We start from the raw sequence: 24868 nt of genomic DNA, 5'->3' as shown, positions 1-24868 counted from the left end.
AGTGCCATCTGGATATATATAAGTAACATCACTAGACAATCCCTACTGTCGTAAAAACATCTCAACCGATGTATCTCCATCTGTGTTGCCAATGTATATATTTTCTAGCCCATCAAGTTGAACAAGTTCCTTTAAGTAAGATACTATTGTAATATCTGAGAAGGATATATCCTTAAGATTGGAGAGCTGCTCGATCCCAGATAAGGAGAAAGACACATCATTTTCAATGTGAAGGCTCTGAATCTGATCTTTCTCGGGGCTATTTAATAAATTCTCTAATGTATCTTCTGGAAAAGTGATCACAGTAACCTCTGCTTGCTGGGCTGGTGCTTCACTTGATTCGTTTTCCTCAACTGTATCTGAGTGGTCTTCTTGTACAACGGTTGCTTCAGCAGCTTCGACTATTAGCCCTTTCGAAACCTTCAAGTACTGTCCGTCCATAACATTAATGTTATATCTCCCATCAAAGATCTTGTTATCAATAATTTTACTTCATCCAATTGGCCCGTCTATAACAGCAGCATAGCCGCTGCCGTAACTCTCAAGAACATAACTCCCTGCTGGCAGGTCTCTTCCTACTTTGTAATAGGGAATTATGGTGCCTGTCACTCCCCGAATAATCTTGTTTCACAATATCAAAGCTTTAAAAAATGTTCACACGTTGTTCAAGACCTTTTGAAGGGTTTTGTTGGAAGGAGTCGAACCGTTCTAAGTAGGCAGTAGAATGCCTTGTCTCCGCAACTCGAAGTCCCCCTTGAAAGAGCCCTTTCCTATCGTCTTGGTGTCCCAGATTAATGAAGAAATAAATAAATGAGGATGGAGGTTATTTTAATGAAAAAATGCCTAATAAGTTCTAGTTATGTATCCCAATCCCCTTTTTCAGGGAGGTGTTACTCTAAATGACGCGCTTGAGAAGAATATGGATTGAGGGCCACTTCTATCATATTGTTTGCCGGGGGAACAGGCGCGATCCTTTGTTTCGAGATTCAACTGACTTTAATGCGTTTCTTTATATACTCCAGCAGCTACATGAAAAGTACCCCTTCGATATGGCTTCCTACTGTTTAATGACGAACCATTATCACCTTCAGCTCCGATCCCTCCAAATTTCGCACTCCAAGTTCATGGCGCTTCTCAATAAACGATATGCAGACTATTACAATACCAAATATGATCTAACTGGGCATGTCTATGAAAAACGCTTTTTTGACAAAATCCTATTAGGAAGAGAAGGGATGATTGAAGTCAGCAGGTACATCCATTTGAACCCTGTAACAGCTGGTATCGTCCAGTATCCAGAACAATACCCATGGAGCAGCTATAGCCTATATAAATATCCCCTAATTCCAAATCAGCTGAGTTTCGTGAATATAGCCAGTGTACTAGACTATTATGAAGGGAATGAGGAGCAGAAGCGGAAGACCTATTGTGGTGCCTGTCACTCCTCGAACGGTGTCGAAAGTTGAACTAAGGTTATAGGTTTTTATTTCATTGGGAAGTGAATGAAGATGGGGAGTTAAGTCTTAAAACCAGACGGAAACTTAGGCGCGTGAGCTGTTGCTGGTAAGGCTATTAACGGGAGAACATGAAGTAAGAAGTAACCCGGGAGACCACTATAGAATAGGAATCTTCATTTATAGATTCATTACACCTCGAAAATAGTAGTGAGGATATACTTTGTTGCAATTCGACAAATATCGGGAAGTGACAGGCACCTATAGTAAAAAACCATCGTTCAAGTGAAAGAACTCGTGAAAGAACTTCCTTTTTAAAGCGATGGTTTTTTGTATTTTATAAAATTACAACTCATCCAGTTATTTCTTTATTTCGACTCCATTTAACCTCAAAGCAGCATGAAATATTTCCTCAACCGAAGGCATAGCCTCGCTATCCTGCCAGGACTCTGGTTCCCAAACTTTTGATTTTTTCAAAGCCCGGGGACAATGGATAAAACATTCTTCAACATCGACTCCAATACCAAGCGATGGCGGCCGATCCTTCAAACTCAATTTATTTAATACTTCTGGATTTTTAATAATCGTTGCTTTTCCATTTATCCGCAGTACCTCATTTAATCCTGGAATCAGAAAGATCAGACCTATTTGAGGGTTAGATAAAATATTCATAATCGAATCAAGCCGTCTATTCCCGGGCCGGTCTGGGATAACGAGTTGATGCTTGTTTAAAATGGCAACAGAACTTGGTTTATCGCCGCGCGGTGAAACATCACATTTTCCTTCAGCATTAGATGTAGCCAGAAACAAAAGAGGTGACATCTCTATAAAATTTTTACAATGATCATCGATAATCGGAATGGTCTTCTTAACGACAAACTCGTGTGGAACCCCAGCAATTTCTCTGAGTTCATCTTCTGAATTCACTGCTCCCTGTGAAAAGTCTATGACACTCATAAAAGTAACCTCTTTTCTTCCTGTTCTAGTGAGAATTACTATCAATGATATCATTATTTTACCTTTATAGATATATGATTTATGGTGTTAAGTGTCAGGCCCTGTCATGTCGATGCAAATTATACCTAGGGGCTCTGAGAAATCTAGGGGACCAATCAAGAGGAATAGCTTGAGTTGATAGTGAAATAACTCAAGCTTTCTTTCATCCAAATTTTGCTTCTGTTTCTACAAGTAATTTATCTTGTTCCTTTTGACTGTTAACGTACTCCTCTAAAACTAAACGGCCAGAGTCCAACAGTTTTTTGTTAAGTTCGTTATAGTTCAGTTCTAACAACAGCTCTAACTTTCCAAATGCCTTATAAACTTGAGAAAAATCATCTATCTTTTTGTTATGATACATATTATCGACCAGATCAATATACACTTGTACCGCTTCTTTGCTGGTTTTTTCAAATTTATCTGCTTTAATTTGTAGAAATTCACCCGAAAGTTGCTCGTTATCTAAAGAACGCTTTTCTGTTAAGTCGAGGTTATCATCCAGAATTTTCTTAAGAAAAAAGTGAAAAGTATCAATTTTATTCACTCTTTCAATACAGTTCAGTGCACAGCTGCAAAATTGAGAGATTTTAAAATGATATAAGTTCGAATAAAGCAAATATAAATCTTCAACATCTTTTAATACAGATACATATAGTTTATCAGCTATACGAGTGCTTTCTGTTAGATATACGATCAATTCATTTGGGATATTCAGCTTTTTTATCTCTTCTATTTCCATTAGTGGACTATTAACCACTCGCTACTCCTCCTTCATCTTTATGTTATTTAACTGCAGCTTCCATCTGTTTAGCTAACTGATAAACCTTTTCATACTTCACAAGTTGACTTTGATAGTTATTAATCTCCTTCTGATGTTCTTGAACCACTATTAGTTTTGATAATAGATCGGGCTTATCTTTGATGAGTTGATAGAAATTATTAAAGTTATTAATGTAAAGGTTTAAAAGGGTTTCATGTTCACGGACGCTAAAATCAGACATTTTTTCTGCAGTTGTGTCAGATTGATAGGGAAGTGTTTCGTTTAAGGAAAGTGCTGACTGGCTCTCTAGATAGATTTGATAATGATTTGAGAACGGTTCATTTTTAATCATTTTATACCAGCGTGATTTTGTAGAACCAAAATTCAGATTGTATTTTTCACTAACAGCACTAATCGCCTCAGTAATAATCCTTCCTTCCTTTAACCCAAACATTACTTCGCTAAAAAGTTGTTCATTACTAATTTGGCTATTCATCATTGTTCAACAAACTCCTTTTATATAAAATACTTATACTGATACGTCTAGTTGCAAATCTGTATTACCGGCGGTTACTATTATATGTATTCCATTTATACTTCATATCGGAAAGTTCTTCTTGTATTCTATGAATATATACTAATGAATACTTTTTAAAAATACAAGAAAAACTTGGTGTTTAAAGAGAGTAGGGGAGTTGTTTTTCTCGAAGTAATTATTTGTATTCTTTTATGTACGGATTAGTTTGCTAAGTGGTATTTGAATTGCAGTTAACTTTTCCGACTTAGAGGGCATTGTCTTTTTGTTTGTTTTGGGTGCTTTTATGGTAATCTAATAAAGAATGATCAAGTACGGAAAGGGTTGAGTTTGTGTTTGAATGGCGGAATATTTTTAAAGGGATGATGATTGGAGCAAGTGATGTTGTTCCTGGCGTTAGTGGAGGCACAATCGCCTTATTGGTTGGTATTTATGAAAGATTAATTGAGGCCATTAACGGGGTGCTAACGAAGGAATGGAAGAAGCATGTCATCTTTTTGGTTCCTGTAGGGATTGGAGTAGGATTGGCGATTTTAACGTTAAGCCATCTGTTGAGCTGGCTGCTAGAAGCATTCCCGCAGCCGACCTTTTTCTTTTTCCTCGGTCTCATCCTGGCAATTATCCCTGTGCTAATGGTCGAAGCTGATTATAAACAGACATTTGGCGGAATTCATTATTTGTTGCTGCTTATAGCGGCCATTGCTGTTGCAGCTACAGGATTGGTAGGGGATGAGCAGGCAGCGATTATGACCAATTTAGCGTGGAAAGATTATCTCTTTCTCTTTTTTGCCGGGTGGCTAGCAAGTTCAGCAATGATCCTCCCAGGTATTAGCGGTTCAATGGTGCTTTTATTACTAGGTGCTTATGTGACGGTTATCGATGCGATTAAGTCTTTTAATATGCCGATTATTATTATTGTTGGCTTAGGAATTGTGGTTGGCCTCTTATTAACAAGCAAGCTGATTCGATATCTGTTTAATCACTACCGGACAGCCACATACGCGGTTGTTACGGGCTTTGTCGTCGGTTCTATTTTTGTGGTTTACCCTGGGTGGCCCGCTGATGGACTGCTTATGGTTATTAGTATAATAGCTCTGGTCTGTGGTTATGCCGCGGCTTACTTGCTTGGAAAAGCCGAAAGAAATTAAAAGCGGTAAAGGAAGAGGTTCTTTTACAGTTGTAGGTAATGTAAGTAGCCTGAATATACAAAAAGGAAGGTGCGAGTTTACCAGGCACCTTCCTTTTTATTTTCTTTTTAGACTGCCTTTTTTGCTGCGATGCTTTGCGGTGACTCTTTACGTCAGTTTTGAAATTTAAAAGAAAAATACGTGTGCCATAACGACGATGATTGGCAGGGTGATGATTGTACGCTGGATAAAGATGATTGCCAGATCTAAGAGATTCAATGGAATTTTTGATTTGAGCAGCAAAATGCCTACTTCGGACATGTAGATCAGCTGTGTCAAAGAAACTGCAGCAATAACAAACCGTGTCAGCTCGCTTTCAATCGATGCGCCGACAACCGCCGGAAGGAACATGTCCGCAAATCCGACAAGCATTGCCGGAGCTGCTGCTTGTGCCTCTGGAAGCTGAAGCAACTGCAATACCGGAACGAGCGGATAGGCAAGATAGTCAAATACAGGAGTAAATTCGGCTAGAATAAGCGCGATTGTCCCAAGTGCCATAACAAGCGGGATTAACCCAAACCAGATATCAAGAACATTTTGGAATCCGCTTACAATTACTTTTTTAGCGCTTTTAACTTCACGAGCTTTTCCGACAGCCAGGTCATAGGCCCACTGTGAACGGGAAATGCCTTCAGGAACGTCTTCAGAGATCTGCTTCCCAACCGGCTCGTAATACGTTTCTTCCTTGCGTGATAGCGGCGGGATCCTAGGGCAGACAATTGCTGCAACCAAGCCTGCAACAACTACAGTCAAATAAAACGGAACAAATAAATGATCGAGGCCGATGAAGCTGATCACAACGAGGCTAAACGCTATAGAAGCTACAGAGAAATTTGTTGCGATAACTGCTGCTTCCCGCTTCGTATAATATCCTTCTTCGTATTGCTTCGTTGTGATCAGTACACCGACTGTTCCACTTCCCATCCACGATGCAATTGCATCAATGGACGAACGGCCAGGAAGTTTAAATAGAGGCCGCATGATCTTCCGGACTACTGTTCCTATGTATTCCATAAGTCCAAAATTAAGCAGCAGCGGCATCAATAGACCTGCAAATAAAAACCATGTTGTCAGTACCGGAACGAGCGAGTATAAAACAGTTCCGCCGGTAAAATCAGACCAGATAAATTCAGGCCCAAGCTGGTTTAATGTCATTATCGCAAAAATGGAGCCAATCAATCGCATGGCGATCCAGAATCCGGTTACATTAAATAAATCATTTAAAAACCTTGAGCTTGTTATCCAGGCCGGTTTCATAATGCTTCCTACAAGTGAGAGCACAACAGATAATAAAAGAACCGCTGTCATAAACTGAGGTAAGTAGGAGTTAAAGACAGCCTGGGCACTTTCTGCAAGAATGCCTACACCAATTGTCCACTTCCCGTCAAAAGGAACAGGTACCAAAAACAAAAACAATCCAAACAGCGAGGGAATAATAAACTTTAACTTATCTGCGAGTGAAAATGTTTCTCGCTGATGAGGAGCTTCCTCTTCAAATAGAATTTTCCTTTGAACTTCCAATAATCTTCATCCCTTTCTCGAAAATATTCTTAGTTGTTGATGGATAAACTCTTTCTATCTGGGTAGTTGCAAGTTCTGTGCCAAGTTTAATTTGTATTCTGCAATATTAGAATCTTTAGACTATACCGAACTAAGCCGTCCTGTTGTGGTCCTGAGTTTAGTCAAACTATTAATTTTTATATAGCTTCCATAATAAAAGACAGGTCCAAACTCTCCAGCTTATTCATTCTTGGATAAAATAATAGATTCACACCATACATAGTAGCATAAATAAACACTATTTATTTTTAAATAGTATTCATTTTTGGATAGGTGCCTGTCACTTCCCGATTAATCTTGTTTCACAGGAAGGGGGCAGGCTCTTATCCGTATAAGTGCCCTCTCTTTTATTAAAAAAGTGGTTCTGTTAAACTTTTCTGGTGAAGGTGCATAGTCAAAATGCTGTTAGTTATATAAAAAAAGAGTAGGCTTGAAGCTCCTACTCTTAGCAATACCTTACTCGTCCTCGTTATCCTCATCATCATCTTCTTGGTCTTGATCCTCACGCTCTTTTTCAGCACGTTCTTTAGCTTCTTCACGTTTCTTTTCTTCTTGTTTCTTTGCAGCTTCGCGTTCTTGTTCAGCGCGTTTCTTTGCTTCTTCACGTTTCTTTTCTTCTAACTTCTTTGCAACTTCCCGATCTTGTTCAGCACGCTTTTTGGCTTCTTCAAGCTGCTTTTCTTCAGCTTTTTTAGCTTCCTCAACTTGCTTCGCTGCTTCTTTACGTTTGAGCTGTTCGGCCTTCTTAGACGCTTCTTCTTGTTTGTTTACAGCCTCACGCTGTTGTTCTTCAGCCTTTTTGCTGGCGTCTTCGTCGTCACGGTCAGAATCATCTTCGCCTTCGTCACCTTCAACATCGGACTCATCAACTTTCTCTTCGTCTTTATCATCATTTGCTTCAAGTGCATCTTCTAAAGCTTCGTCAGCCTCTTCATCGATTTCTTCAATAAGCTCTTCTTTTTCCTCAGCTAACTCTTCATTCAGTTCAGCCAGCTCTTCATTATATTCTTCTTCATTTATCTTGCCTGATGCTAGCTTTGCATCAAGTTCAGCCTGTTTCTCATTTGCCTTTTGCTCTTTTTCCTCTAGCTTAGCTAGCTTTTTGTTAACCTTTTCTTCGAATCTTTCTTGTGCTTTAACAATATTTTTAGCTAAAGCCTCTTTAGCTTGTGGGTTTTCTACCATTTCCAGAGCAGCTTGCAAGGATAATAGGTTTGCAGCTAATTTTGCTTCTAGCGTTGCACGAATGGAATCAACTGGAGCTTGGTCTTGTGAAGTGTCACCGTCAGTAGGGAGACCCTTATCATCATCCTCAACTGCCGGTTCTTCATCAGTATTTCCCTCTTCTTGATCTGATGCCGTGTATTTTGCTAACGCAAGTTCTTGTTGTTCAATGGCTTTTTGAAGAACTTCACTTGCTAATTCTACTTCACCTTGAGCAAACAATGCCTCAGCTTCCTTGATACGTTCTTCAGCAAACGAAGCAAGCAATTGAGCTTCTTTTTCTCCGTCAAATGTTAAGGCAAGCTGAACATTTTCCATTAGTTTTTTCGCGAAATAAAATAAGTCACCAGGCAGTAAAGAGGTTGAATCATCTTGAACCTCCGAATCTACATCTGCAGCTTCTTCTTCGGCTTCTGGGATCTCAGCAGAACCATCTTCCGGAGAAGTTTCGGTTTGATCTGAGGACTCTACCGCTGAATCATCACCATTAACTATGTCGTCTGATTGAGCTGTTTCTTCGACCTGGGAATCCGTTGGTGTCTCATTTTCATCTGCAAAAGCATGGCTTCCAGTAGAAAAAGTAAAAACCGAAGCAACGACACCTGTAGCTAGAACATTACGAATCTTTTTGATTGTAGCCAGTTTCTTTTCCATAAAAAAACCCTCCCTAATACTTTTTCGTAGTAAAGGAAGAATCTTGAGTCAACTCTAATAAACTTGAGTCTTTTCTCGATTCTTCATTTGGTAGTCCAGCCACCAATAGTGAATTCACCGTAGGTCTGTGACTTTGCGTCTCTATCTTTCAATAGATTTGCCTTTTTCAAATGAGGAACGATCTTAAAACTCAATTCCCGTCCATCATTCGCTAAAATAAATATACACTAAATTTAATAGAAAAAATAGGATTAAATTATTATTTGTCGAAAATTCAAAAAACTTAGGTTGGTGCCTGTCACTTCCCGATTAATCTTGTTTCACAGGCAGGGGGCAGACAAAATTAAAAGACCTGCTATGAGGGATTGATAGCGGGTCTTTAGGATTGGTTGTTTGGATAAAGTGGAGATTTTTATTCTTGCCGTTAAGCTTTCAAGTTAAGTCTTTCAATCACAATCTCATTTAACTTTAGGGAAACTGGATTTGCTATTGTATCTCCTACAGGGCATGTATTTTCTATAAACTCAATGAACTTTGAAACCTGTTCTCTAGAGGCATCTGTTGCGATGTGAATGTTGTACCGAATTTCTGAGTAACCTCTTCGCACGTCTGAAATGTTCATAAAACCGTCCGTGTCTAAGTCTCCTTCAACTTCAACCCACAGATCATCAAACTGGATATCAAATTTCTTGGCATACACTCGAGCGACAATCGCTTGGCAGGCTCCTAAAGCAGCTAGAACAGCCTCTACCGGGTTCATCCCTGTATCTGTTCCTCCTAAGCTTTGCGGCTCATCAATGATGAATTCGAAATTTCTGGATCGGGCTATTACCTGTACACCTTCCTGCAAATGTGCAGACGCTTTAAATGTAGTTTTTGGCACATTCAAAACTCCTTTCTCATTCTCATTTGATGACAGTCTGGAAGTTTATCTTATTCTGCATATTACAGTACAATTATGTGAGAGTCTGTAGATGATTTGTGAAGGAGTAAACTATAAAAGAGATGCTCCGAGGGATCTAAAGAGTTAATTTGACTGGCAGAAAACCACCCCGAATGAGGTGGTTCTCCATAAACGGTATACTGTGTGGGATAACTTGCTCAATTTTCATAAATGTTTTAAAAAGTGTAATTTTTAATGTAAGTCTATCTCGGAAGTATTGCAAAGCTAGTTCCTTCCGGGAATGATCCTGCAGCAACTGCGCTCGACTAAAAAATAACATAAAACTTAAAATGCTCATTCAATTTGACTCGCATCCCCCCGAAATCCTTCTCTAAAAAACCTTTATAGAAGGCTGGATAAAGTCTTGCAATGATATTTTATGAATGATTCCCACTTTAATCTACAATGTTTGACAATATCTACAAAAGGTTCATATTAATATAGCGATATAGGTAAATTTACCTATTTGCTATTGACTTTTGAGAAGCAGGCACAGTAGGAACAGAGAAATATTTTGCGTAAAAAAGGAACAATTCTACTTTTGTAATGAAATAATGGTGTGTAAACCTGTAATGAGGAATTTTAGACTGATTTTGTTAAGTGCCTACGTTCTTTTTACGAAAAAGGAGCGTATAGCATGCTCAAACGACGGTTTGTGAACTTCGATTTAACTTTTATGAATCATTAAAAAGGATTTATGAATCAGTTAAATTGTTTTATGATTCATAGAAAGAGTTTTTTGCGTCACAAAATCTGGTTTATTGCCATACCTGTGTCCAAGTAGTGACAATCTCATTATCGTGATAATAACCTTGTTTATTTAAAAAACAAACATTATTAATAACTATTGCTACAGTGGTAAGATGTTAGTAATCGATTACTAACTGTATGGGGGAAAGCATATGATTGGCGTTAAATCCGTAACAATAGATGGTGAGAGTGTCTATGTATTTAATAGTGCAATCTATATATTTGACTCAACATCTGGAAGCAGTTTAGTGCTAGATATCATCGTGAGTGAGATTACTTTTAAAAAATATAAAGATAGGGAAAGCCTTATCGTAGAAATAGAAATGGATGATGGCAGGTTAATCAGTTCGTTTATGTATCTGAAAACCTTGCCGGGGGAGCTGCCTCAGCTTAATTTATTTTGTGATCTTGATGACACAGAGGATTACGAAGATTTTCACAGGGTGAACGAAAATGATTCAGTTTTTCCAAATGTGGAAGAGGGCATTACGCTGGCGGATATAAGAAAAGTTGAAATGCCAAATGAAAAAGTCACTTTAAAATTGAACTTGCCGATTGACCAGGCAGAATGGCTCAAAAAACAAAAGGCCAAAGATCTAAATGCTATTTTTAAAGAGCTATTATATGAATATATAAGAAAACAATGAAGCAAAGAAATGTTTGGTACACCTAGGTCTGTAACTTTTAAAGGCTTTTCCGCGACTAATAGGGTGAAGATAAAATTTTAACGAAATCACCAGGAGGTGGTTAGGCGATGAAAAAAATATTGATGATCTTACTGCTGGGGATTTTGATGGCAGGCTGCGGAACGGGAAACAAGGTGCCAGTTAGCGATTCCGAAGATGCAGCAAATGGCGGCGGTGAAGGGATTGTGGCAGGAGAAATGGCTGCAAGTCTGACAGAGCAAAGCCCGCTTATATTCCAGTATGAAGTGAAAAATCAAACGGAAGAAGAAGTGACACTTGAATTTACGAGTTCGCAGCGGTTTGACTATTCGGTCGAAACAAAAGACGGAGAAGAGCTCTTTCTGTTTTCAAGCGTAGCTTCCTTTTTACAGGCTTTAGGAGAAGAAACAGTAAAGCAGGGCGAGGCATTGACGTATGACATTAATCTTCACGAATTGAACCTTGAAAAAGGCGAATACGTTCTCTCAGCTTGGATGACTCCAAAAGAAGGCCCGCAATACAAAGTGTCAAAAGAGTTCTCTGTGGAATAAGCATCAGTTTCGAGACTAGGACATTGAAACATACAGTTTGGCGGAGGAATTTTGTATGAAAGTAAAAGATCTTAAGGGAATCCTGGAAACACTTGAACCTGACGCCGATATCCGTGTGTCAATTCTTAAGAACGGGTTGAGGTCATTCGGTGATACAAAGAGAATTGAATCGGTTGACCCGATCGTCGACCAGGATACAGGTGAGTTTTGGTATACTCTTCGGGTGTCCATTTCCGAGGATGAAGCAGAGTTTATTAAGAAAAAGTAAATTACTCCCTATCGAATTCGGATAGGGAGTTTTTTTATGGTTGCCTATTTTCATCCAGCTCCAGCGCCCAGCGACTCGTGTACTTCGCCCACCTCCTTTTGATAAGTCAACATCGAATCGCTTCGGCTCTTCGTGTTTCCTTTATCTCAAGTCGGTGTGCTCCAGTCCATACGCTTGCGCTTTTATTCTATTCGGTTAATGTTGGGGCTGCTCTATGTTGAGTTGCTTGTTCATAAGCGTATGCCATTCCGATTAGTTCGGCTTCACTCCACATTTTCCCGAAAAAGGCTAAGGCGAATGGTGATCCGGTTTCATAAAAGCCTGCAGGAACAGTGATAAGGGGCAAACCGCTGATATTGATTTCAGATATTGTAGTTGTTTGGATATTTTCCACTTTAAGTGGAGGTATCGGTTTAGACATTTGCGGATAGACAAAACCGTCTAAATCATGGTCCTCCATAACCTGATTGACGATACGCTGCAATTCAGCTTTTACCTCATTAAATTGGTGCAAATCCGGCATTATGGACGGATCTGCCGCTGCTGTTTCGGGATTCAAGAGGTCAAAGACGAAACCTAGAGGGCCTTTTTTCGTCCAAGGTACTTCGCCTGCCCGCTGGAATACAGCTTCAATGGAAAGATCCGAGTTTATATTTTTAAAGTATTTTTCTAGATCGTAAAAAAAGGACTCTATTCCTAAAAACCCATGTACCGGCTTCATATATTCAGCTAGGCCTGAACCGGCAAACGGATCGGTGATCACCTCTGCTCCCAGGTTTTTCATTTCTTCAATGGCGAGAGCATACAGTTCTTGTGTTTCCTCTGAAAGCTCCTCTGTCCGCCAGCCGGGTCCGTACAACCCTAGTCGTTTTCCTTTTAGAAAATCTTCATTGAGGAAGGCTGGGTATCTTTTTTCAGGGATTTTACCGATTGCAGCTTCTGATTTTGGATCATCCTCCGAGTAGCCAGCCATCACGTCAAGCATAATCGCCGCATCCCGAACCGTGCGCGCATGTGGTCCTAAAACGTCTCGGGTACTTCCTGCAAGTGGTGTTACTCCATTCGAAGGAATTAATCCAAAAGATGGTTTAATCCCAACTAATGATTGAGCTGCTGCTGGAACCTGGATGCTGCCGGCCGTTTCCTCAGCGACACCAAGAACGGCGAAGTTCCCTGATACAGCCGTAGCCGTGCCACTGCTGCTTCCGCCTGGTGAAAGCAATCGATTTACTGCGCTATAAGTCGGGCCATCCCAGCTAGTGTTTGCATTAAAGGCAAAACTGAAGGCAGGAATATTCGTTTTTCCAAGAATAATTGCACCAGCTTCTTTCAACCTCGTGACAATCGTTGCATCCTTTGTTGGTATCAATTCAATGCCGCCAGCTGTTTTACTGAGCGGAGCCCAGCCGAATGTGGAAGGGAATCCTGCGACATCCACCGCTTCCTTGATGACAATTGGAATACCTGCAAGAAGTCCAAGTTCCTGACCTTCTGCACGCAAGCGGTCAATTTTCTTCGCATCATCCACCGCATCAGGGTTCATAAAGGTAAAGGCATTATAAGCAGCTTCGTACTGTTCGATATGGTTTAGGAAAGATTGTACGACCTCTTGCACTGTAAATTCGCCTTGCTCGTACCCAGCTCTAAGTTCATCCACTGTCACTTCCTCATACCGAAACCGCTCATTTACTAGTTTGCTATCTTCCATTAATAGAACCCTCCTCTAGTTTACTGCTTTTATTTTATAATGGATTTTTCATTTTCACAGTACAATTGCAAAAATTAGGCTTGAGTTGAAGACATAAATACCACTCGGAGTGATTTCTTTGGGAATATAAGGGGAAACATGCTTTTATTATTATGACTTTGAACATTTTTACAGATAACTCTAATAGGCATTTTTTTGGGGGCATATCCATTCTTGGAGCAGGCTGGGAAGGCTTTTTGGACATATCTAATAATTTAAGTTTATCGAGTAATATTTTCATTTATCGAAAGACATGTAACTAAGTTGGGGGTTACTTTAATAGCCTCCCCATACCTATTACTTGGAAGTGGATAAGGGACCAGGCACTAAGTCCTGCTTATTAGTAGTTTATTAGATAACTGTTGACAAAATGGACAGGCATATTCTAATATTTAGAATATACTAACTGTTAACAGTAAACAGTAAACTGAAAACAGTTAGTAGCAAATGGATTATTACATACTAAAGGGGGAAGAAAAAATGAAAAAAGGATTCGGCATAATCTTGGTTTTGTCTATGCTTTGGGCTTTGGCAGCATGCTCAAGTGAAGGTTCATCTTCTGAAGGAAATGAAAGCGCTTCAAAGGAAGACGGGAAAGTTTATGAGTTACAGCTAGGCCATACAGGAGCACCTGACCATCATTACCAAACAATTAGTGAGAAATTTGCTAAGGAAGTAGAAGAAAAGACAGACGGAAAAGTTAAAATCTCGATTTTCCCATCTGACCAGCTTGGAAATCAGATGGAGTCCGTTGAAGGAGTAATGGCGGGAACACAAGACATGGTGTTAACGAGTGACACAGTATTATCCAACTGGGTTCCTGATATGGGGATTTTAAACCTGCCATTTATTTTTCAAGATTCAGACCATGTGAGAACAGCACTTGATGGAGAAGTGGGAGAAGACTTAGCCAGTCTAGTAGAGCCTCACGGTGCGAAAGTAATTGGCTGGTGGGAAAATGGGTTCCGTCATGTGACGAACTCCAAGAAAGAAATCAAAACACCAGAAGATTTAGATGGGCTTAAAATCCGCGTTCCTGAAGGAGAAGTGTTCATCAAGAGTTTCAAAACACTTGGCGCATCTCCAACACCAATTTCATTTGGGGAATTATATTCGGCCCTGCAGCTTGGTACTGTCGATGCCCAGGAGAACCCTCCTGCCCACATTTTGACGCAAAAGTTCTATGAAGTTCAAGACTATGTGTCTAGAACAGGTCATATTCACTTGTCTTCGCCGCTTTTAATCAACCAAGCAAAGCTTGAAAGCCTGCCGGAAGAATACCAAACTGCTATTTTAGAAACTGCAAAAGAAATGGGTACTGAACATACGAACCTTGTTAATGAACTTGAAGAAACACAGTGGAAAGAAGTAGAAGAAAAAGGCATGAAAATCACTGATGTGGATAAAGCGCCATTCCAAGAAGCCGTTAAGCCTGTTTACGATCATTATAAAGAAACACTAAACGCTGACATCATTGAAAAAATTCAAGGCCTTTAATTTAAGAAGAAGGGGGGAAGGTGTAAGGCCTTCTCCCCCTTTAAATGAGGAGGGGAAAATATGAAGCTTTTAAATCAAGTCAACCGCTGGGTCCATAACCTTTCCGGGGTCCTCCTTGGGGTAATGACCTCCCTTGTGATTGCCCAGGTCTTTTTTCGTTATGTTTTATCTAAACCCTTAATAGGGTCTGAAGAGCTTGCCCGATTTGCGATGGTGTGGCTGGTGATGATTGGGGCAACCGTTGTTCTTCGAAACAGGTCCCATATCGCTGTTGAGTTTTTTGTTGAGCTGTGTCCCAAAGCCGTGCAGAAGGCTGCTCGCATTCTTACATATTTATTAATTCTCGTATTTTCCTGGATTTTGTTAACTGAAGGAATCCATTTGACTGAAAGCAGCATGAACCATTTGGCCCCAGCAACACAGATACCGAATGGCTATATCACGCTGTCGATACCGATTGCAGGCTTTATTAGCATCCTTTATATGCTAGAAGCTATCGTTTTAGAATTTAAAGGAAAAGACCCAACTTCAAATGAAGAGGCGGTGGAAAAATGATTTCCATATTGTTTATTGCCTTTTTTGTACTCCTTTTAATCGGTGTTCCGATCGCGATTGCCCTTGCTCTTGGTTCGGTTTCCGCCTTTGTCTTTAGTGGCAGCCAAATTCCGCTTTTAATTGTGGTGCAAAAGATGTTTTCTGGGGTAAACTCGTTTCCAATTATGGCAATCCCTCTATTCTTGCTAGCGGGTAACATTATGGCTGAAGCGAAAATTTCAAATAAACTCGTCGGTCTTGCTTTAATTATGGTTGGACGCTACCGCGGGGGGCTTGCTCAAGTGTCGACGGGGGCATCGGCTTTCTTTGGAGCTATCTCTGGTTCGGCTCCTGCAACAACGGCCGCTATTGGATCGATTATGATTCCATCCATGACAGAAAAAGGCTATAACAAAGGCTTCTCGGCAGCAGTCGTCGCTTCTTCCGGAGTGCTTGGACTGATTATTCCGCCAAGTTTAACAATGGTGTTATACGGAGTAACAGCCGGAGTCTCAATTGGTGATTTGTTTATGGCTGGTATTGTGCCAGGTCTTCTGCTCGCTTTAGGAATTATGACAATTACCTATTTGCGCGCAAGAAAAGACAATCTTCCAAAAGAAGAACCAATTCCATGGAGCGAGAAGAAGAAGGTAATCGCAAGCAGCTTGATTGCACTTTTGATGCCGGTCATCATTTTAGGCGGCATATACTCTGGGGCATTTACTCCGACCGAATCAGCAGCAGTTGCTAGCTTATATGGTTTAGTGGTCGGCTTTTTTATCTATCGGAACCTAACTATCAGAAAGCTATTTAATATTTTGAAAACAACCGCTGAGAACACAGCGATGATTATGTTCCTAATTGCAACCGCCCATATTTTTGGGTACGTCATTGCTCGTGAACAGGTACCGGGGAAACTCGCGGAGATGATGATGAGCATCACAGACAACAAAATTTTTATCATGTTTATTCTCCTGGCGATGCTTATGCTTCTTGGCACATTCTTAGATAATGTTGCTGCAATTGTCTTGATCGTTCCTACATTGGTAGGGGTCTTGCAGACTGCTCAAATTGATCCGCTTTATTTTGGAGTATTTATGGTCATTGCGCTTGCGGTTGGTCAAATTACACCTCCGGTTGGATTGAATTTGTTTGTCGCGAGTAACATCGCCAATATTCGATTTGAACAAGTCGTTAAGTACACCATTCCGTATATTATCATGTACATCATTGCCTTGATTATCTTTATATTTGTTCCGCAGCTATTAACGTTCTTTGTCTAAGGAGGGAAAAACTTGAAAAACATTTCGCTTTTAACCACGGGGGGAACGATTGCAAGCCGATTTAACCCCGAGACCGGTCTTTTAACATCAGGTATGCTGACAGGTGAGGAATTAAAATCGATGTGCGAACTTCCAGATGATATCAATGTTACGGTCCGGTCGGTCTTTCAAATTCCAAGCAATCAAATGAATGAGAACACGCTTTGGGCGTTAAAAGAGGCCATTGAAACGGAACTGGCACAAGAGGAAGTTGACGGGGTTGTGGTCACACATGGAACCGACACCCTTGAAGAGACCGCTTATTTTTTGGATTTAACGATTAATGATTCACGCCCGGTAATTATCACGGGCTCTCAAAGGGGCCCCAATGTGATGGGGACGGACGCCTTTGTTAACATCAAGCAGTCGGTCTTAGCGGCTGCAAGTGAAAAAACAAGGGATGCAGGGGTTATCGTTGTCTTTAATGAACGAATTTTCACGGCTCGCTACGTAAAAAAAATCCATGCATCGAATATCGCAGGTTTCTATTCAGATGGCTACGGCTACATCGGGACAGTGGATCAGGAAACGGTGAAAGTGTATCAAAAGCCGGCCGAAAGAGAATACTTCCCAATTTCCTCCCCGGTTGAACGGGTGGACATTATTCCTTCTTATTTAGGAAGCGATGGCGTATTTATTCAAGCTTCCCGAAAAAAAGGGGCAAAAGGCATAGTGTTAGAAGGATCTGGCCGTGGACATATATCCCCTCTTGCTATGGAAGAAATTGAAAAAGCGGTTGAAGAAGGAATCATGGTTCTCATTACAACAAGGGCGTATGAAGGAGATGTGCGCCATGTGTATGATTTCCCCGGAAGTGTTTTTGATCTAACTAACCGTGGTGTGCTGAGCGGCAGTGACTATGACAGCAAAAAGGCCAGAATCAAGCTGGCAGTCTTGCTTCGTGCGGGTTGTAGCAAGGAAGAGATCCAGAGCCACTTTGCTTAATTGAAAGGAGGAGAAAATATGACATCTTTATTGAAGGGCCTGCGGGTATTGGAACTTGGAACCCTCATAGCCGGCCCGTTTGCCGGAAGGATATTCGCTGATTTTGGGGCAGACGTTATTAAAGTCGAATCGCCGGCAACGGGAGACCCAATTCGTAAATGGCGAAAGATGCATGGTGATACCTCGCTTTGGTGGTATGTGCAGGCCAGGAATAAAAAAAGCATTACACTTGACTTAAAGCAAGAAGAAGGAAAAGAGATTATAAAAGACCTCATCAAAGAGACCGATATAATGATTGAAAACTTCAGACCTGGTAAACTTGAAGAGTGGGGAATTGGCTATGAAACTCTAAAAGAAATTAATCCTCGCCTGATTATGGTCCGTATTTCGGGATACGGGCAGGACGGGCCTTATAATAAAAAACCAGGATTTGGAAGTATTGGAGAAGCGATGGGGGGAATCCGCTACTTAACAGGTTACCCTGACCGGCCGCCAACAAGAGTAGGGATCTCTCTTGGCGATTCCGTTTCTTCTCTTTACGCCGTGATGAGTGCCATGATGGCGGTTTATCATCGTGACGTGCTTGGAACTAATAAAGGACAGTTTATTGACCTTGCGCTTTATGAGGCAATTTTTAGCCTGATGGAAAGCATGGTTCCGGAGTATGATCAATTCCAGCATATACGTGAAAGAACAGGAAGCACCCTTCCAGGGATCGTTCCGTCTAATACATATCTCTGCCAGGATGGGAAATATATCGTGATTGGCGGAAATGGGGATAGCATTTTCAAGCGGCTGATGAAAGCGGTCGGCCGGAATGATATGGCGGAATCTCCGCTTTATGCGACCAATGATCTTCGAGCGGGAAAAAGCGAAGAGCTGGATGAAGCTATTGAAGAATGGACGAAAACGAAAACGCTAAAGGAAGCACTGGAAGTCCTGGACTCCTTTGATGTCCCGTCCGGTGCTATTTACAGCATTGAAGACATGTTCCAAGATGTTCATTACCAGGCGCGCGAGATGATTCAAAGTGTTCCGGTTGAAGACCTTGGAAAACTAAAGATGCCGGGGATTGTGCCGAAATTCAGTGAATCCCCAGGCGATATAAAGTGGGCCGGACCAAAACTTGGCGAGCACAACGAAGAAGTGTTTGGGAATGTTTTAGGCTACTCGGCTGAAAAAATTCAACAGCTGAAGGCTAAAGGAATTCTATAAAGGCCAGAAAGGACGGCGTAAAGGGATGAAAGCCATCATTCAAAAACCAAAACCGTTATATGAACAAGTATATGAAATGATCCGCGAATCGATTCTAAATGGAGATACCTTGTTAGAAGAGCGTATTAATGAGGTACACATCGCCGACCAGCTCAACGTAAGTAGAGGTCCGGTCCGAGAATCGATTCGGATGCTGGAGCAGGAGGGACTTCTCGTCCGGGGAGAACGGAATCAACTCTTTGTTTATAAGCCAACAGTTTCGGATTTGATCGATATTTATGAATGCCGTGAAATGCTTGAATCCCTTGCAGCCCGTCTGGCAGCAGAATTAATGACAGAAAAAGAAAAAGAAGCTTTCTCGGAAGTGGTCGAAAGGATGAAACAGCTTATCACAAGCGATGAAGTAAACTTGGAAGCGATCATCAAGGCTAACTCCGATTTTCATGATTTTATTGTAGAAAAAAGCAGAAACCTCCGCCTGAAGGCACAATTGAGGCAGCTTCGTTCACTAACGCACTTCTACCGTTCCTATAACGTAGTAAGAGGAGAACGGTTAAGTCAAATGCTGGAGGATCATCTTGGGATATATGAAGCGATTCTCGCGGGGGAATCGAAAAAAGCGTCCGCTTTGATGAGTGAACACATCCAGTGTGACCTAGCACATCTAAAGACAGTATTTGGAGAGGAGTAACAAAATGAAGAAAAAAACAATAGCAGTAATCCCTGGAGATGGGATTGGAAGAGAAGTCATGCCAGAAGCCCTTCGGGTATTAGATGCTGTAGCGGAACTTCATGGAGGACTGAAATTTGACTACACGGAATTTCCTTGGAGTTGTGAGTATTACCTTGAAAAAGGCGAGATGATGCCAAAGGACGGTCTTGATGCATTATCACAGTCTGATGCGGTTTTCCTTGGTGCCGTCGGGAATCCCAAACTCGTTCCGGACCACATTTCTCTGTGGGGACTTTTGTTAACGATTCGGCGCGGTTTTGAACAAGTTATTAATGTCAGGCCCGCCAAACAAATGAAAGGCATCGACTCGCCTCTTGCTAACCCGCGTGACTTTGATCTTATCGTTGTTCGTGAAAACAGCGAAGGGGAATACAGTGAAGTGGGCGGACGTATGCATAGCGGGGATGACGAGATTGCGATTCAAAATAACGTTTTTACCAAAAAGGGAACCAAACGGGCGATGGAATATGCCTTTGAACTTTCTAGAAAGCGGAATTCCTTTCTCACCAGCGCGACTAAATCAAATGGAATCGTTCATTCTATGCCTTTTTGGGATGAAGTGTTTCAAGAAACAGCTCTTCAGTACCCGGATGTCAAAACGGACAGCCAGCACATCGATGCTCTTGCCTCTTTCTTTGTTACTAAACCTCATACATTTGATGTAATTGTCGCAAGTAATCTATTTGGCGACATTTTAACCGATGTTGGGGCCGGGATTATGGGAAGCATCGGGATTGCGCCTGCCGCGAACATTAATATAAACGGCAAATACCCATCAATGTTTGAGCCAGTTCACGGTTCAGCACCGGATATTGAAGGGAAAGGAATCGCGAACCCAATCGGGCAAATTTGGACTGGAAAAATGATGCTTGACCACTTTGGGGAAGATGAAATCGCACAAGTTATGCTGGATGCGGTTGAAGATGTATTGCAAGAAGGTATCAAAACTGGGGATATTGGCGGCAAAGCAACGACTAAAGAAGTAACAGATGCCATCGTGAAAAACATACAAAAGCGCTCATAGGGGGGAAGAAGAATGATACATGTTCAAGAGGTCGTCACAAGGGACGGTTTTCAGATGGAACCTTCATTTATTCCCACAGAGGAAAAAATCCGCCTTATTAACGAGTTAAGCGTAGCGGGTTTTTCCAAAATCGAAGTCACATCCTTTGTCTCACCGAGACATGTCCCGCAGCTAAAAGACGCAAAAGCGGTGTTAAACGGGATCGAAAAAAATCCGAATGTGACATATGTAGTATTAGTGCCGAACGAAAAGGGGGCTGAACTTGCGCTTCAATCACCAGTAGATGAATTGAACCTTGTCATGAGTGCAAGTGCCACCCATAATCGCGCCAATGTTAACCGAAGCCATTCCGAGTCACTTGATTCTTTTTCCCGCATCATTTCGATGGCAAGGTCCGCAAATGTCCTTGCGAACGGAACAGTGGCCACTGCGTTTGGCTGCCCGTTTGAAGGGGAGATTAGTTCGGATGGAATACTTAGAATTGTGGATTCGTATTTATCCATGGGCATGAACAGCTTTACGCTTGCTGATACAACAGGAATGGCATACCCCACACAAGTTGAGGCCATGGTGAGAGAAGTCAAGAGGCGCTTTCCAGAAATCCCGCTTACGCTTCATTTTCACAACACAAGAGGCTTAGGGCTCTCCAATATCCTGTATGCAATCGAGGCAGGGGCTGACAGGTTTGATGCTGCACTTGGCGGAATTGGAGGATGTCCGTTTGCTCCTGGGGCTTCTGGAAATGTCTGCACCGAAGATGTCGTTCATATGCTCTCTAACATGGGATTTACGACTAGTGTTGATCTTGATCACATCCTCTCGTTGGCCAGAGAACTTCCGAAGATAATTGGACACGCGACTCCTGGTCAAGTCGCTAAAGCAGGGAAGCGGTTGGAACTTCATCCGTCACCGTTTTAGGCAAAAAGGTATCTCTTTTTGCCTTTTTCTTTTTTGGGAGGGATTAGCTTGGTCAGTGTATTGCCAATATATTTTGTGCTTTTACTTGGGTTTTTTGCCCAAAAACGGTTTTCGTTTGATATTCGTAGCTTGTCTGGTGTTGCTATTTATCTTTTCTATCCCTTTTTAGCATTTCGTGTTTTTTATGAAAATCCGTTAAAAGCCGAACATGGCTATTTGGCATTGTTTGCTGTCTTGCTATGCTTGGTCATGATTCTTTTTGTTCATCTTGTATCTTTTTTTGGAGGGTATTCAAAGTCCCAGCGTTCTGCTGGGGTATTGGCTGGTGTGTTCATGAATGCCGGAAATTATGGGGCGCCTGTCATATTGTTTGCCTTTGGTGAGACGGCGTTTTCCTACGCGGTAGTTTTGATGGTCATCCAGTCGCTTCTTATGAATTCGGTTGGCCTTTATTATGCGGCAGTGGGAGCCAAAGAAGGAATGAATACAAAGGAAGCCATCCGAAAAGTGCTGACGATGCCAATTTTATATGGGTGTCTTCTTGGTATCATCGTTCAAAAGTCTGGATGGAAGATTCCTGAGATTGCGGGTTCAACGGTTTCCTTTTTAGCGGACGCGACCATTCCGTTGATTCTCTTAACTTTGGGTATGCAGCTGTCTACTATTACGTTTTCGTCGATATCCAAGAAAGATTTGGTTTTTACAGCAGGGACGAAGATGATCGTCAGCCCCATTATAGGGACGGTGATGGCCCTTTTGCTTCCGGTCGACCCTTTAATTCAAACAATCTTAATCATTACTTCGTTTATGCCGACGGCAGCAAACACGACTCTCTTTGCACTTCAGTTTAATACTGAACCCGATTTGGTCGCGGCAAGCACACTGTTTACGACAGCTCTTAGTACGGTAACGCTGCCGATTTTACTTTTAATTCTGGGAAATTAAAGAGAAACATACGATTGCCAATACCCCTCGCCAATAAACTGGCTAGCAAAAGAGAATGCCCGTTACGAATAAAGTTTCTCTCTAGTAACTAGGTCTACAACAGTTGGAGAAGGGAATAGGCGCAATTTTTGATTTCCGTATCATTTTTAGGACGTATTCAGCAATTAATTGCATTTATCAATATCCTAAAGCCAAACAATTACATACCACCCAAATAAAGCCAGTGGGGGCGCCTCCACTGGCTTTGCCTATTTACATATTAATAAAGTACTTAGCTAAAAATCCAGCCCAAATCTTATTTCCTTCCTCATTCGGCAAATTATCCTTTGTCAGGTGATCTGTAAGCTTATCAGGCCAGGCTCCCCAGTGATTTAAGTAGATATAGTTGTTTCTTTTGGCAAAGCGCTTTAAATCGTATTCTTCTTTTGGGTAATGGAATGAGTCGGGAATTGGGTTGGCTGGCTGAATCAGGATCGAAATATCTTTGTTTGCATTCCGGAACTCGTTGAGCATCGTTGTTAGATTTTCTAAACGATTGGGCATGGTGACTTTGCCGTTGTCATACAAAAGGAAGGGCTCAATTAGGAGAATGTCAGGCTTAGCAGCGGCTGTTTCCTGGTATAGCATCTCTTTTACGACCTCTGCAGACGTTTTCTGTTTAATCTCCTGGATGGTGATGGTAATGTAATTCTCACCGTAAGATTTTAGCAGGTCTTTTTTTAATAGGTTTGGCCAGGCTGTTTCGTGCAGGGAAGTAGAGGCTGATCCGAGAATCGCGAGTTGCAGCGGATTCTCAGGTGCTGCCTCAGCAAACTTGCTCTTAAGCTCATTAGGAAGATTTTTGGTGAGATGTGCTATCTCGTCCTTTCGCTCGGCAGCGGTAAGGATAATTTCCTCAGTTGAGCTATCCTGAGTTTCGGCTTTTACTTTTACAGCGGCTTGCTCCGTTTTTGTATAAACAGAGTCAAGCTTTTCATCCCAATGCTGTTTCCCGGCTACCAGCGTCACGGTTGCCGTAATGACTAGAACTCCAACTAGAAACCTCTTCATGCTTCTCCTCCCCTATCAATATTATAAAATCTATCATATCGAAGGGGCTGTAAAAATCTTGTAAATCCTTGGTATAAGATGATTAATAGATTCCGACATATTTTGAACTAACTACTTATAGAAGTGTTGCAAATATTATGTTAGTATATTATTTATGTCAATTTAATTACATATTTATAAAAAATGTAACCTTGAAAGGAGATGAACATCATGAAATACTTCAATTATCTAGCACTTTTAATGGTATCCGTTTTAATTTTAGCTGGGTGTAGCAGTGAGGCTGAGCCAGATCAGGAAGTAGAAGCAACTGCTGTAGAACGAGAACAGCTGGAAGTTACGTTTACTTCGTTAAATTTTACCGAAGAAACATCCGAGCTGTCGGCTGGTTTCACCTCTAATCTCCCAAAAGGGACAGAGATTGATAGTGTTACCCTCGTCGACGTTGAAGGTACAATGGTGAAAGAAGCTGACGGAATTAAAATGGAAGAAGAAAGAGCTACAGTTGCTTTCGAATTCAAAGAAGAGGATCGTGAAAGAAACGCAAGCGATGAATATAGGTTAGTACTAAATGCCTCAGTTAATGAGACTGCAAATAGCGAATTGCTTGCGGATCAGGTCTTCGGTGGGTCTTTCGCGGAAATGCAGGGAGCGTACGCTGACTCTGATCACATTCGTCTATCAGCAGGGAACGAGCCAAATGCTTATTCAATCGAAATTCAATCGGCTAATCAAGTTCCAATGCCTGGTGTCATTTTCGAGGCCGGAGAGGAAGAAAAAGAAGCTGAAGTACAAGAAGAGGTAAAAGAAGAGCAAGAACCTGAGGCTGCTGCACCACCCGACGATACAACCTATAAAACGGTGAACTCAACAGATTTAAAACAGAACTATGTCGCATATATGAGCGAAAAAATTCAGGTTACAGGCAAAGTCACTCAAGTAATTGATAACGATCCCTATGCAATGACCGAGACCTCCAAATCATTTTTAGTAAATATATCTGATCCAAATAACTATGATGCTGATAATTCCGTCTGGGTTGAAATTCTGGACAATCCTCCCGTCCTATTTGTGGACAGCATTGTAACAGTACAAGGAACGCTATTAGACACTTATACCTATGATAGTGTGTCAGGGACTAGAATCACAGTTCCATATATTATGGCAGGGAGTATCACTACACGATAACGAGACTAAAAAGCCAATGGGGCAGATCCCATTGGCTTTTTTAGTAGTTGAAAAGAGTCGGATTGTAGATTAAGTCCATATAATTGTGTAAAAAGAAAGAGTCATTTTATTCACTCTTGGCAACACTGTTTTCTACCACGATAACAATGAAGAGAGGAATAATAATGACTCAATTACAGTTTAACCTAGATATTGATGTTTTAAAA

The 24868-nt window shown here is 41.3% G+C and carries 24 protein-coding genes and 1 riboswitch; of the genes, 15 read left to right on the top strand and 9 right to left on the bottom strand.

Annotated elements, in window-relative coordinates:
* Positions 1-42 precede the first annotated feature (42 nt).
* On the bottom strand, positions 43-426 hold the full coding sequence (locus HRJ06_RS18155; protein ID WP_174734394.1) for a hypothetical protein: 384 nt from the start codon (positions 424-426) through the stop codon (positions 43-45).
* A 473-nt stretch (positions 427-899) separates the two neighbouring features.
* Here HRJ06_RS18155 and HRJ06_RS18150 point away from each other — a divergent pair, with 473 nt between their 5' ends.
* Positions 900-1466, top strand: a complete 567-nt coding sequence (locus HRJ06_RS18150; RefSeq protein WP_174734393.1) for a transposase — start codon at positions 900-902, stop codon at positions 1464-1466.
* A 348-nt stretch (positions 1467-1814) separates the two neighbouring features.
* Here HRJ06_RS18150 and HRJ06_RS18145 read toward each other — a convergent pair whose 3' ends face one another.
* The 3 genes from HRJ06_RS18145 to HRJ06_RS18135 form a co-directional block, all read right to left on the bottom strand.
* Positions 1815-2411, bottom strand: coding sequence for an MSMEG_1061 family FMN-dependent PPOX-type flavoprotein (locus HRJ06_RS18145; RefSeq protein WP_174734392.1), 597 nt, complete (start codon positions 2409-2411; stop codon positions 1815-1817).
* Between the two features lie 202 nt (positions 2412-2613).
* A complete protein-coding gene (locus HRJ06_RS18140) occupies positions 2614-3207 on the bottom strand; it encodes a hypothetical protein (protein WP_174734391.1) in 594 nt (197 codons plus the stop codon).
* Positions 3208-3232: 25 nt separating this feature from the next.
* A complete protein-coding gene (locus HRJ06_RS18135; protein ID WP_174734390.1) occupies positions 3233-3709 on the bottom strand; it encodes a hypothetical protein in 477 nt (158 codons plus the stop codon).
* 368 nt (positions 3710-4077) lie between these two features.
* On the opposite strand from HRJ06_RS18135, the gene HRJ06_RS18130 reads away from it, so the two are divergent.
* On the top strand, positions 4078-4893 hold the full coding sequence (locus tag HRJ06_RS18130; protein ID WP_174734389.1) for an undecaprenyl phosphate translocase family protein: 816 nt from the start codon (positions 4078-4080) through the stop codon (positions 4891-4893).
* A gap of 165 nt (positions 4894-5058) precedes the next feature.
* Here HRJ06_RS18130 and HRJ06_RS18125 read toward each other — a convergent pair whose 3' ends face one another.
* From HRJ06_RS18125 to HRJ06_RS18115, 3 genes are all read right to left on the bottom strand, one after another.
* Positions 5059-6435, bottom strand: coding sequence for a YjiH family protein (locus HRJ06_RS18125; protein WP_422392745.1), 1377 nt, complete (start codon positions 6433-6435; stop codon positions 5059-5061).
* A 513-nt stretch (positions 6436-6948) separates the two neighbouring features.
* Entirely contained in the window at positions 6949-8370 is a 1422-nt protein-coding gene (locus HRJ06_RS18120) for a DUF5667 domain-containing protein (protein WP_174734387.1), read from the bottom strand.
* A gap of 86 nt (positions 8371-8456) precedes the next feature.
* A riboswitch (cyclic di-GMP riboswitch) is annotated at positions 8457-8542 on the bottom strand.
* Between the two features lie 252 nt (positions 8543-8794).
* Positions 8795-9253: an OsmC family protein gene (locus HRJ06_RS18115; RefSeq protein WP_174734386.1), complete on the bottom strand. Its 459-nt coding sequence runs from the start codon at positions 9251-9253 to the stop codon at positions 8795-8797.
* A 962-nt stretch (positions 9254-10215) separates the two neighbouring features.
* Between HRJ06_RS18115 and HRJ06_RS18110 the strand changes: the two genes are divergently transcribed.
* The 3 genes from HRJ06_RS18110 to HRJ06_RS18100 all read left to right on the top strand — a co-directional run bounded on the left by HRJ06_RS18110 (position 10216) and on the right by HRJ06_RS18100 (position 11547).
* Positions 10216-10710, top strand: a complete 495-nt coding sequence (locus HRJ06_RS18110) for a hypothetical protein (RefSeq protein WP_174734385.1) — start codon at positions 10216-10218, stop codon at positions 10708-10710.
* 107 nt (positions 10711-10817) lie between these two features.
* Positions 10818-11279 (top strand): BsuPI-related putative proteinase inhibitor, encoded by a 462-nt coding sequence (locus tag HRJ06_RS18105; protein ID WP_174734384.1) that lies wholly within the window; start codon positions 10818-10820, stop codon positions 11277-11279.
* Between the two features lie 55 nt (positions 11280-11334).
* A complete protein-coding gene (locus tag HRJ06_RS18100) occupies positions 11335-11547 on the top strand; it encodes a hypothetical protein (RefSeq protein WP_174734383.1) in 213 nt (70 codons plus the stop codon).
* 187 nt (positions 11548-11734) lie between these two features.
* On the opposite strand, the gene HRJ06_RS18095 is transcribed toward HRJ06_RS18100, so the two are convergent.
* Complete coding sequence (locus HRJ06_RS18095; protein ID WP_174734382.1) at positions 11735-13255, bottom strand: amidase; 1521 nt, start codon at positions 13253-13255, stop codon at positions 11735-11737.
* 519 nt (positions 13256-13774) lie between these two features.
* Between HRJ06_RS18095 and HRJ06_RS18090 the strand changes: the two genes are divergently transcribed.
* The 9 genes from HRJ06_RS18090 to HRJ06_RS18050 are packed head-to-tail and all read left to right on the top strand — an operon-like array spanning position 13775 to position 22427.
* Positions 13775-14791, top strand: a complete 1017-nt coding sequence (locus tag HRJ06_RS18090; protein ID WP_174734381.1) for a TRAP transporter substrate-binding protein — start codon at positions 13775-13777, stop codon at positions 14789-14791.
* Between the two features lie 60 nt (positions 14792-14851).
* Positions 14852-15346 carry a TRAP transporter small permease gene (locus HRJ06_RS18085; protein ID WP_174734380.1) on the top strand — a complete coding sequence of 165 codons (495 nt, stop codon included), beginning with the start codon at positions 14852-14854 and terminating at the stop codon, positions 15344-15346.
* Entirely contained in the window at positions 15343-16608 is a 1266-nt protein-coding gene (locus HRJ06_RS18080; RefSeq protein ID WP_174734379.1) for a TRAP transporter large permease, read from the top strand. The genes HRJ06_RS18085 and HRJ06_RS18080 overlap by 4 nt, the downstream gene beginning before the upstream one ends.
* Before the next feature lie 12 nt (positions 16609-16620).
* Positions 16621-17592 carry an asparaginase gene (locus HRJ06_RS18075; RefSeq protein ID WP_174734378.1) on the top strand — a complete coding sequence of 324 codons (972 nt, stop codon included), beginning with the start codon at positions 16621-16623 and terminating at the stop codon, positions 17590-17592.
* Positions 17593-17610: 18 nt separating this feature from the next.
* Positions 17611-18807: a CaiB/BaiF CoA transferase family protein gene (locus HRJ06_RS18070; protein ID WP_174734377.1), complete on the top strand. Its 1197-nt coding sequence runs from the start codon at positions 17611-17613 to the stop codon at positions 18805-18807.
* A gap of 25 nt (positions 18808-18832) precedes the next feature.
* Positions 18833-19498: a GntR family transcriptional regulator gene (locus tag HRJ06_RS18065; protein WP_174734376.1), complete on the top strand. Its 666-nt coding sequence runs from the start codon at positions 18833-18835 to the stop codon at positions 19496-19498.
* A gap of 4 nt (positions 19499-19502) precedes the next feature.
* A complete protein-coding gene (locus tag HRJ06_RS18060; RefSeq protein WP_174734375.1) occupies positions 19503-20564 on the top strand; it encodes a tartrate dehydrogenase in 1062 nt (353 codons plus the stop codon).
* A 12-nt stretch (positions 20565-20576) separates the two neighbouring features.
* The gene (locus tag HRJ06_RS18055; RefSeq protein ID WP_174734374.1) at positions 20577-21482 is read left to right on the top strand and encodes a hydroxymethylglutaryl-CoA lyase; all 906 of its coding nucleotides are present in this window, start codon (positions 20577-20579) and stop codon (positions 21480-21482) included.
* A 48-nt stretch (positions 21483-21530) separates the two neighbouring features.
* Positions 21531-22427 (top strand): AEC family transporter, encoded by an 897-nt coding sequence (locus tag HRJ06_RS18050; protein WP_174734373.1) that lies wholly within the window; start codon positions 21531-21533, stop codon positions 22425-22427.
* Positions 22428-22679: 252 nt separating this feature from the next.
* Here HRJ06_RS18050 and HRJ06_RS18045 read toward each other — a convergent pair whose 3' ends face one another.
* A complete protein-coding gene (locus HRJ06_RS18045) occupies positions 22680-23477 on the bottom strand; it encodes an SGNH/GDSL hydrolase family protein (protein WP_174734372.1) in 798 nt (265 codons plus the stop codon).
* 210 nt (positions 23478-23687) lie between these two features.
* On the opposite strand from HRJ06_RS18045, the gene HRJ06_RS18040 reads away from it, so the two are divergent.
* A complete protein-coding gene (locus tag HRJ06_RS18040) occupies positions 23688-24662 on the top strand; it encodes a hypothetical protein (protein ID WP_174734371.1) in 975 nt (324 codons plus the stop codon).
* The last annotated feature ends 206 nt before the right edge of the window (positions 24663-24868 follow it).

The organism is Mesobacillus harenae, from assembly GCF_013343715.1.
GTDB lineage: Bacteria > Bacillota > Bacilli > Bacillales > Cytobacillaceae > Mesobacillus_A > Mesobacillus_A harenae.
Note: the sequence above shows the minus strand (reverse complement) of the source record. Positions and strands in the feature narration are given on the sequence as shown.